The following is an 11484-nucleotide window of genomic DNA, read 5'->3' on the forward strand; positions in this document are numbered from 1 at the left end:
CCTGGCTCGTTTCGTGTAGCGCGGCAGCATATTCGCCCGCTGCCGCGCAGGCGTCTGCCGCAAGGCGCCGTCATCCCCAATTAAGGCGCGGGCCTTCCCTCCCGCGCCGCCTTGCGGGGCCGGCCTCTTCCAACGCTGGCCCCGCCTTTCCCTTCTGGCCGCCGCCCAAACCCTTCCGGGCAGCGGCCTTTCTGCGTCTGGCGCTCTTTGACGGTGCCAGCCCCGCCTCCGCCAGCCTCGCGCTTTCGCGAAAAGGCGAGCTCCTTTGCCGGGCGCCAGCGGCCGCGGCGGTTATCGTTTGGGCGTCGTCAGCGGACGTGTCAAGCGTCCCTGAGTGCTTGGAGCCGGGGTTGGGCCTGATGCTGTGTCAAGAAAAGCGAATTCCTGTAGCTTCTGGCCCGAGAAACGAACCCTGTGGCAAGAATCTCGGCTTTCTGTAGCCTTGGAAAGGCTTGAGCGGTGCAGGAGTCCCGGATTCTTGCCAATTCCAGGCTCCAAGGGTGGTTTGCCGCTACAGAAACCCAAGATTTTTGCCAAAACGAAGGTCATGGGGGCGCAGGCATGCAGGAATCCCGGATTCTTGCCAAAACTGCACCCGTTTTCAACAACCTGCTAGGGAATAAGACAACGTGAGCTTCCGCGAAAAGGTGCTGCAATCTGTCTCGGATATAATGAATGCGTTGCTGGTCGAAATCGCGGGGAAGGTTCCCATGGGGGGCTGCTGAACTCAATCAATACGCTTTCTGCGTTTAGCGTGGGTATGGAGCTGTTCGCTGCCTTGGTGGCGGGCTTGCTGCTGATCGCATGCTTCCTGGAAGCGGGCCATCGCCATCGTGCGACGCTCTACTTCATGGGCATCCTGGCGCTTCACGTCGTGCTGCTTGTCTGCGACGCGACGCTGTGGGCGGTAAGCGGAACTCCCGGCAGCGAAGCGCCGGTGGCTGCCTTGGCGTTGCATCGGGCGCGCAGCTGCTTGACGTATCAGCGAAGCACGGCTGGTGCGGCGGCTTGATGCGTCATTGGGACGCCACCCTCATGGCGCTCCTGCCGATGCCGCTCGTGCTGCCGGGGCGTTTCCTTCGCGTACCCCGCCCATGCGCCCTGCGCCTTACCCCGCCAAGCGATGGAAATGTGAAGATGCTTGCATTGCGGTGCTACTATGAGGGTGTTCGAAACCCGGCGCCTGCCGGCTTTGTCCCCAAAGGAGGATTCGCAATGGATGCAAAGGTGTACGAGCTGATTAACGACCAAATTCGCAAGGAGCTGTACTCGGCGTACCTGTACCTGTCGTTCGCCGATTACTATCAGGAAGAGGGCCTGGAGGGTTTCGCCCATTGGTACGAGATCCAGACGCAGGAGGAGCGCGACCATGCACTCATCTTCCGCAAGTACCTGCATGAGAACGGCTGCAAGGTGAAGCTGCAGGCCATCGACCAGCCCGACAAGACCTTCAGCAACCACCTGGAGCCGCTGGAGGCCGCGCTGGAGCATGAGAAGTACATCACCAGCACCATCAACGACATCTACACCGCCGCCCTTGAGGCGAAGGACTACCGCACCATGAAGTTCCTCGACTGGTTCATCGAGGAGCAGCAGGAGGAAGAAGACAACGCCGAGAAGCAGGTGTCGCGCATGAGGCTGTTCGGCAGCGATGCCAAGGCGCTGTACGACCTCGACCAGGAAAACGCCGCTCGCGTCTACGCCGTTCCCACCCCGCTGGCGAATGCGTAGGGCGTGACCGGTGAAGCGAGGCGTGAAAGTTAAGCTATAGGTGCATTTTCCGAATGGCGGGCAAGAGATTATCCCTTGCCCGCCGCTTAGTATTGAGAGAGATCGACGCGTAAGGTTTGGCTCTCGAAAGGTGCTGTGATGCACCGTAATCACAAGTGGCCGGGGCGCTTTTTGGGTGCTCGCGATTCTTGTGGTGAGCACTGCGCGTATGCGATGGAGGGTTCTACTCCGTCAAAGAATAATACTGGCGAGGGTCGTTTGGAGAGGTGCCATGCCATTCGAGAAGGCTTTTTTAACGAGTCCTCTCAAGACCTTGGAGCAGAGCGTAGAGCCCCTGTCAATTTCTTCGGCAAGTTCTTTTGTTGTGACGCGTCCGCTGGCGAAAGCTAGGCGAATAGCGGGTCGTTCTCATATTGTCCAGTGTGACGATGTTGGGAAGTTTCCCGGGGCTCGTAATTTCAAGACGGTCATCGAACATAGAGATGCGAATGTAGTCGCCCCGAAAAGAGTAATCTCGGTGCGTTACGGCATTAACGAGACCTTCAAACCAAGCGAACTCGGGGTATTCGGGAACTGTTTGAAATGTGCCATCGGGTCCTAAAAATTGAAACTCTCGCAGCATGCTTGAGATAAGCAGGTGCACATCTTGGATGACTTTGGGCAAAGGGCCGCAGAACGTTCGCTCTTTCGTGATGTTGAGTCGTTTGCCCGTTTCCATCTTTACGCCGTCGTATCGCAAGACTCGGACGCGTGCCTGCGGCATCATGACGGAGGGGTCTTGCACGAACAGAAGAGCGCCAGCAACGGTCAGTTTCCCATCGCGCATGAACCGCCTGCTTTTAAGCACCTGCTCGTCTGACGATTCAGTGCCGAGCAGCGACTTGTAACGGTCGAGAACATCGTGATCGATGTCGTCAATTGATGAATCTTGAATAAGTTCATCTTCGAAAATGCGCTGGCCTTTATCGTATTCAAGGGCAAGAACCTGCTCGCGTGGTGATGGGGCATGGTAACAAAAAAGCCACCCGAAGGTGGCTTGAACATTTGGTCGCGGGGGCTGGATTTGAACCAACGACCTCCGGGTTATGAGCCCTAGTTTTCAGAAAGTTGTTCTTGGTTGGTATTGTCTATTGTAGCTTGAAAACCCCAGGTCAGCAAGTTGGTATAGTTTGGCGTCTCTTGGGGGTATTTGGAGGGTGGGACCACTTCGGGACCACCTATGGGACCACTTGATGCTATGCTCTGCCCAACGCAAAACCGTGACAGTTGGGAGAAACATTGAACCAAGAGCGCATCGTCATAGATGGCGAGGGATCCATCGTCGAAGTCGAGCGCGGAAAGCTGTATCGCATCCGCCTTCGCCTTCCACCGGAGTCCCCAGGCGGAAAGCGCAAATGGTCTCCACAGCGCACAGTTCACGGCAATAAGGCCAAAGCGCGCATTGAGATGGAGAAGTACCGCTCGGAGCTTGAGGAAGAGCTGAACAACGAGCATTCCATGCTCAAGATGGGAGCTTACGCGCGCGAGTTCCACGAACGCCGCAAGGCAATAGCCAGCCTGTCTCCCCTCTCGCTTGAGCGCGATGAGATTGAAATCAAGCGCATCGAGACCATCTTCAGGAGCACGCCGATACAGAAGATAGATGCAGCGACTATCAACAAGACGTATGCGCGACTGCGCAAGGACGGCATGACCCCCAGCGCTCTGCACAAGCTGCACCAGAAACTTAGCCAGGTTTTAAAGCAGGCGGTGAAAGAGGAGATCATTCAGCGCAACCCTTGCGATCTCATCGACGACGTCAAGCGCCCAAAGGCCAAGGAGCGCCGCTCCCTTACCCAGGAGCAGGCGATGCAGCTTGCGCATGACCTCAAAACATCAGGCCGCAACGGGCGAATCGTGGCCGTATGGCTTGCCTTGGCCACGGGCGTTCGCCGAGGCGAGGCTCTTGGGCTTATCTGGGATGACGTCGATCTTGTTCGCAAGCGCATTTACATTCATAAGCAGCTTGATAGCAAGGGCGTGCGCCGAGACCCCAAGAGCGAAAAATCGAAGCGCAACCTGGCCATCGACGACGGCACCGTTCAATTTCTCACCGAATGGATGATCATGCAGTCCGATTTGTTCTTCGGAGGTGGGGATGTTCCCGGCACGACGCCGGTCTGCACGAACGAGACCGGCGGGTTCATATCACCAGCGGCGTTCGACAAATGGCGCCGTAACTTCTTCGTAGAGCATGAGCTGGGCTCGTTCGACAAGGAGGAAGTCTGGTACGACCGTCAGGGAATCAAACGATACACGCGTAGCGGGTTCCACGGCTTCAATTTGCATGAGCTGCGCCATACGCAGGCGACGCTGCTTATCGGCCAAGGTGCCGACATCAAGACGATCCAAAACCGCCTGGGCCACTCGACCGCATCGCTCACGATGGACATCTACGCCCATGCAATCGAGCAGAACGACCGGACTGCAGCCGACACCATAGGCGGGCTGCTGGAACTGTAGCGTGGCGGCTGTTGCAGATGTGGCAGCTGTGAGGGGATGCCCGCAGCACGCAACACCTGCAACCAACCTATTTGCCAAAGAAGCTACAGAGGAAACTGATGGCCGCATCGAAAAGCCCCGGCTCCTCTTCCTTCGGCTGCATTTCCGGTCCCATATACGACGTCATGCCGATATGCACCGCCTCTTCAGACTCGGCGAACGCGAAGAATTCTCGCCGGATTCTCTCTCGCTCGCTTTCGACGCCTTTCGCCTTGCGCTTGCGGAGCTGACTCCGGCAGCTACTATCGCAGACGTTGCGGGTATTGCCCCTTTCACGCGCGACGTTCATCAACTTCCCGCAGAATTCGCAGCGAGCGAGCTCAAACGGGATCTTTCCCCTGTTGATCAGGTCCATTACGTTCCAAAGCGTGCAAACGAGGTCAACGCCGAAATCGTTGACCTTCACCAACGGCCTCTCGGGGTTAATTCTGCCGGCCTCTGCGAATAAGCCTTTGTAATTGAGCGAAACGCCCTCCTCGATCAACCCATCGAGGAAGTCTTTCAGGTATTTGCGAGCAATATCTTTGAAATCATCAGGGGTCTCGCCTGGGAAGCAAAGGATGTGAACGGCCCTGCCGCAACCGTAATCCTCCTGTTTCGTAATGCCCCAATACTCTTTTCGAGAAAGGCTCAAGCGGCAGTGGGAAAGCTCTACTTGATAAGAGTCACGGGTCTTGTTGGAACCCGGATTATCCCAGTCCGAGCCGCATGATTCGAACCAAATGGTGTAGCAACCCTCAACCTTCGTTTTCACGGCGGAAGGGTCAAAGCATCCGTCCCCGGGATCGACCGACTCCACATCGAATAACTCCATGTGGATCTTGCCGAGAACGCGGTTGAACGCAGCATCATCACCATTGATCGCCATGTAAAGTTCCATCGCATCACGGAACAGAAGCGCGATCTGGTATACCCCCCAAGCGTCGAGCGTGATGTACCCATCATGCGACAAGCTGTCACGTTCTTCTTCGCTGAAAAGCCTATATGCGCACTCGCATGCATGGAGCAGGTCGCCCTTGTCGAGGTGGAGATGACGAATCTCGTTCATGCAGCGGTTTTCTTCTTCGAGATAGCGATCGAAGATAGACTCGTCGATCGAACCGTCGGGGAGTGCGCTCTCTCGGTATTTCCTCTTAATAGCGATCTTCTCTTCGGCCTCAAGCTCTTTCTTCTTTTCTTCGAGAAGGTCGATCTTTTTCTCGATTCCGCTGAGGCCGGAGAAGTCTTTGGCGAAGCGCTTCATTCCGTGGAAGAAGATTCTCTCGGCCGTGAGCTCCTTGTCGCCTTCGACCAATAGGCCGCTACGTTTAAGGCGGTGTTGAAGAAACCCGATTTCAAGACCGTTGCGTGCGTTTTTCAGCCTGGAATTCTCTGAAGCGATAAGATCTTCGAAATCCTTTTCGTAATCCTCGGAAAAGGAAAGGCGTCTCGGTTCCAGCAGGTTTCTCCTCGTTCCCGGGCCCCAGCCATCCGAACTCATATGAGGCAGCCCGAACTGGTTCACGAAGTTGCTTGCTTCTTTTCTGAGGACCTTTTCTCCCTTCTTCCCGAATGAGCCACATTCGGGACTCAATGGGCGAGGGTCGTTCGCCCAACAATACGGAGCTGTTATCTCTGCAATGTTTGCAAAGGCCAAAAGGGCATCGACGGCATTCTGCCAGACGAAGTCGGACCGTTCCGACTTCTTCGTCCTGGCATCGGGGGCGCCTTCTTTCCTTGTGCCCTGGAACCAAAAGATTGGCGCGCCATCAAACGTCGAGCCGAGACCGTTGTCGCTGGCGTGAAAACAACTGTTTCCGCTCAACTTGGGGCATGAGTGCAAGCTTTCGAAGAGGGCTTGCCTTCTTGCTTTCTCCTTGGCTTGTTCCGCTTCCCAAATCGCTCGCGATTCCTCTGGGCTCATGTTTACGCTCCTATCTATTTGGGTCACGACAATTTTAGCCCATTCCAACTTAATCCAAGTGAAATTAGACTTAAAATTTGTCGTGTCAAAACAAAACCCCAGCGTGTCATGAGATTTTTCTAGCGCGTCTGCCATCTGATTTTAGATTCTTAATCGGTTTATCGTGTCACTTATGCGAAGCTTCACCTGCCAACCGGTTGGCATCGGCGCATGGATCCGCGCCGGCAGTATCCACATCGACCGAGCGGTCAATACGACCGCCTGAAAGGAGACGAGAGCGATGACGGATCGGGAAATAAGGAATCAAACCAAGCCATTCCTGGGGTGGCAGGACTTCGCCAGGCTTTTCGATTGCGGCCGAAGCAAGGCGCTGCTACTCATGCATGAGGTGGGCGTCGTCTATATCGGTCATGCGGTGTTCGTTCCGGCGAGCAAGCTGGACGACTACCTTGCCGAGCACGGCTCCATCGACATCACCTGGCCGCTCAGCGAGAAACGCCGAAAGGAAGCCCGCCATGAACGCCGCTAGCTTCTATCAGCAATTAGCAGCCGAGAGCCAGATGCTCGAGGAACACGGCTTCGAATGCTGGCCCGACAACGTGGAGCTCGCCCGCAAGGTATGCGACCTCGAGGACGGCCTTCACGCATTGGCCCGCTCCCTTGAGCGCGAGATCGTCAAAGACTACCGCGGCCGCTGGATCGTGTTCCCCGCGGCGAAGGGCAATGGTCGCAATGGGTAGGCTTGAGACGTTCTCACTCGCGGAAGTGTTGCAAGAGCCCCAGGAGGAAACCGACTGGGTCATCGAGGACTTCGTCACCACGGGCCTCCACCTGCTCGTCGGCCCGCCAAAAGTGGGCAAGTCGTGGATGTCGCTCGATATGGCCATCTGCGTCGCCCAGGGCGATCAGTTTCTGGGCTTCGCCGCCGTGAAGTGCGATGTTCTATACCTTGCGCTCGAAGACCCGCGCCGCCGAATCAAAACCCGAGCGTGGAAGCTGCTCGACGAGACCAGCGGAAATGTCGACTTCGCGGTCGCTGCGGAGAAGGTTACCAGCGGGCTCATCCCCCAGATCGAGGACTACCTGGCCGAACACCCAGCCACCAAGCTCGTAATCATCGACACATTTCAGATGGTTCGCGACTCCAAGAATGACAACGCCTACGCCGCAGACTATAACGACCTCACACCCCTCAAGCAGCTGGCCGACAGGTCGCACATCGCCATCGTCGTCGTGCATCACACCAGAAAGCAAGGCGACTCCGACGTGTTCAACACTGTGAGCGGCACGAATGGCATCACCGGCTGCGCCGACAGCACCATGGTGCTGTCCAACGTCAACCGCGCAGACGGCAACGCGACCCTCTCGCTGACAGGGCGCGACCGCGAGTTCTTGGAGCTCAAGATCCGCTTCCGCCAATGCCGTTGGCTCTTGATCGAAAAGACCAGCCAGGAAGAGTTAGAAGAGCGCGATGTCCCCGACGACGTGCTGCGCACCATCGACTTCATGGCGGGATACCCGTCTCAGTGGCAGGGCACCCCCACCAAGCTGCTCGGCGAGATCGGCGCCGAGGGCGTGAGCGTCGCGGCGTTCGGCAAGCACCTCGCCGAGCATTCCGCCTTCATGGCCGGTCGCGGCATCTCCTACCAGCGCGCACGTACCCGCGAGGGCACCGTGCTCACGCTAAGCCACATCAGGACGGAGGCCGCGAGCGATGACCAGTAAGCGCGCCAAGCGCCTGAACGTCCGCATGTCGCAGTCCGATTACGAGGCTCTGGCCCGCGCGGCCGGGGCCTCCGGGCTCACCATTTCGGATTTCGTGCGTTTCCGCTGCCTCGAGGATGACGGCCGACCTCGCATCGTCGTCGATGCCGAAGCCCTCAGGGCCCTCTATTCGAACGAGCGCAGAATCGGCGGGCTGCTCAACCAGCTCCTGCGCCATGCGAACACCCGCCACCAGGACTTTCCGCAACTCGCAGCGCAGGCGCAGACCGCGCTCGCTCAGCTCGAGGAAAGCACAAGGCAAGTAAGCGAACTGATCGCAGAAGCGCGAATTTCCGCGTAGGGACACAGAAAGGAACTTATGGACAACTTCGGCACCAAGAAAGCCATCGCGGCGGTTGCGTTTGCCATCGGCAGCGTTACCATCGCAGTCATCGCCGCGCCCGTCGGCGTGCCGATGGCCGGCAACATCCTGTTTAAGGACGGGACGAACTTCAAGCCGCTATGGACGATCCTCGTCAGCGGTGACCCGATGGGCGGCTTGGGCCGGTACATCGCACAGCTCTTCGCGAGCGAGCACGGGGTCCCCGCATTCATGCTCTGGCTGAGCTTCGTCATGCTCATCTTCGGCCTGCTGCTGCTCATGCAGCATTACAAAAAGGATGAGCAGCGCAACGTCTCCGGCGGCATTCTAGGCGACGCCAAGCTCATCACGTCAATGCAGGAACTTCACAAGAAGAACGACTTCTGGAATGGCAAGGGCACTCCCCAGAAAGCCGGCCTGGTAATCGGCAATTCGAAGAAGGGCTATCTATTCGACAGCTCGATCCCGCATTGGGCCATCACGGGCAAGACCGGCTCAGGTAAATCATGGCTCGTCTACCTGCAGACACTGCATCTTTGCATGGCCGCCGGGTGGAACCTCATCGTAACCGGCAAGAACGAGATGCTGGAGCTCACGGGCGACAAAGCGCTCGAGCTCGGCTACCGTCGCATCGTGTTCGACCTAAGGGGCTACCCCGGCGCCAGCCGCTTCAACCCGATCGACCTCATCTCGGAGTTCGCAGAGGCCGGCAACGTGGGCGATGCGCAGCTGACCGCCCGCCAAACCGCGGCCGACCTCGTGCCCATCGGCGGCGAGAGCAACACCTACTTCCCCAAGGCGGCCCGTTCCGCGCTGACGGCGTGCCTGCTCATCGTGGCCTTCGCCAACATCCCGCGTTCGCAGAAGAACATGGCAACCGTATGCGACATGTTCAACCGCGGCACCACCGGCGACGGCAAGGACCCCTCCGCGCCGCTTAAGGACTTCATCCGCAGTAGCGAGGTCGGCCCCGATCACCCGGCCTACGCCGCGGCGGTCGACTTCCTTTCCGACGGCGGCGTAACCACGGCCGGCAAGAACGTGCTGTCCACGTTGAAGGAGGCCTTGAGCATCTTCAACGACGAAGGCATCCGCCGCATCACTGCGGCAAGCGACGTCTCTATTCGCGACATGGTGCGCGAGAAGACCGTCGTGTACATGCACCTGCTGGAGGAGAACGCGCCGTACATGGTGCTCATGACGGCGTTTCTTAACCAGTGGTGGCGCATCGCGCAAACCGAAGCCGACAAGAACGGCGGCCGCCTGCCGCACGAGACCGCGATCCTCGGCGACGAATGGGGGAACCTGCCCAAAGTGGATGCCATGGCCGAGATCGTCACCCTTGGACGCTCGTACCGCCTGCACGCCTACTGCGCCACGCAGGACCTGAAGCAGTGGCAGAAGTACAGCAAGCGCGGCGACCAAAACGCCGGCCGCGACAAGATCTTGGGGTCCATGGGCGGCAAGGTGGCGCTGGCGCTGGCCAACCCCGACGACTGCCAGTACTTCACCCGCCTTGCCGGCAAGCGCACCGTGCGTACGCAGAACACCGGCACCTCGAAGCAGGGTTGCGGCGTAGCCGCAAGCGTCGGCAGCAGTGAAGCCTACACCGAGCGTGCCGACGACCTCATCCATGAATGGGAGTGGGCGAACCGCGCGCCCGTAAAGGACGGCGCCATCGTGATCAAGGGTGCGGAGAACTCCAAGCCTGGGCGCGAGGGAGTGTTCCAGATGCCCGTCACCTATGCGAGCAACACGCCGGCAGGCGAGTTCTTCGGTCTGGGCAACGAGCAGGAATGCGACGCCAAGCGCATGCTGTTCCGCCAAAACGCCGAGAACCAGGCAGCCGTTTGCAAGCAGGACGTCGAGATCTGGCGCGTCGATTTCGACGCTTGCAAATCCGAGCAGACCGCCCATGCCGAGGTCGTTGACGACGAGTGGCAAGCCTGGGACGGCATGTAGCCGTGAGCGCCATCAAGCAGGTGGCGGTCACCTCGGCCGCTCACGCGGGCTCATTGGGCAAGTACCTCAACGACGAGCGGGCCCTGATGCGCGATTCCCAGCACATCGCGAACGAGGACCGGTGGTTCGAGGAGATGGACGCCACCCGCGAGGCCTACGGGCACAACGCCCCGGGTCGCGCGGGCGCGTCCACGACCTACATGTACCACCAAGTCATCGCATTCAACCCCGATGAATGCAGCTGCAACGGCGGCAAGATGACGCCGCAGAAGTGCATGGAATTCGCGAAGGACTGGGTGCAGGCCCGCTACCCGGCGCAAGAGGCGCTTTGGGTGCTGCACAAAGAGCACTGCGCAGCCGACGGCACCGACCGATTCGCTGTGCACATCGGCATCAACCGCACGAACCTGGAGACCGGCAACCGGCTCTGCGAGGGGCGCGGGCAGAAGGCGAAGGTGGACCGCGCGAACGCGATGCGCGCACTGGATGCCAAATGGGGCTTGCGTCAGATGGAAAAGGGCGAGCGAAACTCACGCGTCCACGCCATGCAGCCCACGCGTGCCGAGAAGGAGATGCACGCCCGCGGCGTGCAGCCCGACAAGGCCTGCATCCGGCAGCACGTGCGCCAGCGCGTGGCCGAGATCTCGCGCGAGGCGCCCGCCGGCAACCGCATGCGCGAGCTTGCCTCCAGGCTCAAGGCCGACGGCATAGAGATGTCCGTCAGCAAGGGCGGCAAGCAAGTAATGTTCCAGCGCGAGGGCAGCGGCTTCAAGGTGGGCGGCAGCCGCCTTGGCCGCGGCTTTTCCATACAGGGCATCGCCAAGGGGCTCGGCATGGAAACGGGGATGCAGCTTGGCAGGGCGGCATCCCAGGAAATGGACCGCTAGCGGGTTATTTCCGTTGCAGGGGCGTTCGGGCTCAGGGACCCGGCGCCCCTTCTTGTTTCGAGGGGGCCGGCCTGCCGAAGGCTAGCCGCAAACCCCGAGAACGGCGCAGCCGGGACTCACGTGCCGGAGGCGCGCGGAAGCCCGGCGAGCAGGCCCCGCAGGGCAAGATCATCGCCGCGAGCGCGCCAAGGATTTGGCGTGTGAGTAGCGATGTACATCTTGCATCCACTGGACGCAGCGACTCGACCCGTTGAGCGGAGTCCGGTGGATCGTGAGCGCGGTTGAGCCGCCGCGAGCAAAGCCCGCGCCGATATGGCATGGGCGAGCGATGCGTGCGGCGACCCGCGCGAGAGGCGGACGGCCGGCGAAAGGTG

At 59.3% G+C, this 11484-nt stretch carries 11 protein-coding genes; 9 read left to right on the forward strand and 2 right to left on the reverse strand.

All coding sequences use genetic code 11. The features are described 5' to 3' along the window. Positions 1 to 760: 760 nt before the first annotated feature. Entirely contained in the window at positions 761 to 1012 is a 252-nt protein-coding gene (locus ET524_RS04720; protein ID WP_129423666.1) for a hypothetical protein, read from the forward strand. A 203-nt stretch (positions 1013 to 1215) separates the two neighbouring features. After that, the gene (locus ET524_RS04725; RefSeq protein WP_129423668.1) at positions 1216 to 1731 is read left to right on the forward strand and encodes a ferritin; all 516 of its coding nucleotides are present in this window, start codon (positions 1216 to 1218) and stop codon (positions 1729 to 1731) included. A gap of 337 nt (positions 1732 to 2068) precedes the next feature. On the opposite strand, the gene ET524_RS11920 is transcribed toward ET524_RS04725, so the two are convergent. Then, entirely contained in the window at positions 2069 to 2803 is a 735-nt protein-coding gene (locus ET524_RS11920) for an ATP-binding protein (protein ID WP_236648252.1), read from the reverse strand. A gap of 374 nt (positions 2804 to 3177) precedes the next feature. Here ET524_RS11920 and ET524_RS04735 point away from each other — a divergent pair, with 374 nt between their 5' ends. Then, entirely contained in the window at positions 3178 to 4233 is a 1056-nt protein-coding gene (locus ET524_RS04735; RefSeq protein WP_129423670.1) for a tyrosine-type recombinase/integrase, read from the forward strand. 67 nt (positions 4234 to 4300) lie between these two features. Here ET524_RS04735 and ET524_RS04740 read toward each other — a convergent pair whose 3' ends face one another. Continuing rightward, the gene (locus ET524_RS04740) at positions 4301 to 6175 is read right to left on the reverse strand and encodes a hypothetical protein (RefSeq protein ID WP_129423672.1); all 1875 of its coding nucleotides are present in this window, start codon (positions 6173 to 6175) and stop codon (positions 4301 to 4303) included. Positions 6176 to 6455: 280 nt separating this feature from the next. On the opposite strand from ET524_RS04740, the gene ET524_RS04745 reads away from it, so the two are divergent. The 6 genes from ET524_RS04745 to ET524_RS04770 are packed head-to-tail and all read left to right on the forward strand — an operon-like array spanning position 6456 to position 11110. Then, positions 6456 to 6704, forward strand: coding sequence for a hypothetical protein (locus ET524_RS04745; RefSeq protein WP_129423674.1), 249 nt, complete (start codon positions 6456 to 6458; stop codon positions 6702 to 6704). After that, positions 6691 to 6915, forward strand: coding sequence for a hypothetical protein (locus tag ET524_RS04750; RefSeq protein ID WP_129423676.1), 225 nt, complete (start codon positions 6691 to 6693; stop codon positions 6913 to 6915). The genes ET524_RS04745 and ET524_RS04750 overlap by 14 nt, the downstream gene beginning before the upstream one ends. Further along, positions 6908 to 7900 (forward strand): AAA family ATPase, encoded by a 993-nt coding sequence (locus tag ET524_RS04755; RefSeq protein WP_161566606.1) that lies wholly within the window; start codon positions 6908 to 6910, stop codon positions 7898 to 7900. The genes ET524_RS04750 and ET524_RS04755 overlap by 8 nt, the downstream gene beginning before the upstream one ends. Next, positions 7890 to 8240, forward strand: coding sequence for a plasmid mobilization protein (locus tag ET524_RS04760; RefSeq protein WP_129423680.1), 351 nt, complete (start codon positions 7890 to 7892; stop codon positions 8238 to 8240). The genes ET524_RS04755 and ET524_RS04760 overlap by 11 nt, the downstream gene beginning before the upstream one ends. A gap of 18 nt (positions 8241 to 8258) precedes the next feature. Further along, complete coding sequence (locus ET524_RS04765; RefSeq protein WP_129423682.1) at positions 8259 to 10223, forward strand: type IV secretory system conjugative DNA transfer family protein; 1965 nt, start codon at positions 8259 to 8261, stop codon at positions 10221 to 10223. 2 nt (positions 10224 to 10225) lie between these two features. Beyond that, the gene (locus tag ET524_RS04770) at positions 10226 to 11110 is read left to right on the forward strand and encodes a relaxase/mobilization nuclease domain-containing protein (RefSeq protein WP_129423684.1); all 885 of its coding nucleotides are present in this window, start codon (positions 10226 to 10228) and stop codon (positions 11108 to 11110) included. Positions 11111 to 11484 lie beyond the last annotated feature (374 nt).

The sequence above is a fragment of the Senegalimassilia faecalis genome (assembly GCF_004135645.1).
Classification (GTDB): Bacteria; Actinomycetota; Coriobacteriia; order Coriobacteriales; family Eggerthellaceae; genus Senegalimassilia; species Senegalimassilia faecalis.

Bases quoted from the DNA above. Each gene is read 5' to 3' on its own strand.
- ET524_RS04765 (WP_129423682.1), top strand. From the start codon at position 8,259: ATGGACAACTTCGGCACCAAGAAAGCCATCGCGGCGGTTGCGTTTGCC.
- ET524_RS04745 (WP_129423674.1), top strand. From the start codon at position 6,456: ATGACGGATCGGGAAATAAGGAATCAAACCAAGCCATTCCTGGGGTGG.
- ET524_RS04720 (WP_129423666.1), top strand. From the start codon at position 761: ATGGAGCTGTTCGCTGCCTTGGTGGCGGGCTTGCTGCTGATCGCATGC.
- ET524_RS04735 (WP_129423670.1), top strand. From the start codon at position 3,178: ATGGAGAAGTACCGCTCGGAGCTTGAGGAAGAGCTGAACAACGAGCAT.
- ET524_RS04740 (WP_129423672.1), bottom strand. From the start codon at position 6,175: ATGAGCCCAGAGGAATCGCGAGCGATTTGGGAAGCGGAACAAGCCAAG.
- ET524_RS04750 (WP_129423676.1), top strand. From the start codon at position 6,691: ATGAACGCCGCTAGCTTCTATCAGCAATTAGCAGCCGAGAGCCAGATG.
- ET524_RS04755 (WP_161566606.1), top strand. From the start codon at position 6,908: ATGGGTAGGCTTGAGACGTTCTCACTCGCGGAAGTGTTGCAAGAGCCC.
- ET524_RS04760 (WP_129423680.1), top strand. From the start codon at position 7,890: ATGACCAGTAAGCGCGCCAAGCGCCTGAACGTCCGCATGTCGCAGTCC.
- ET524_RS04725 (WP_129423668.1), top strand. From the start codon at position 1,216: ATGGATGCAAAGGTGTACGAGCTGATTAACGACCAAATTCGCAAGGAG.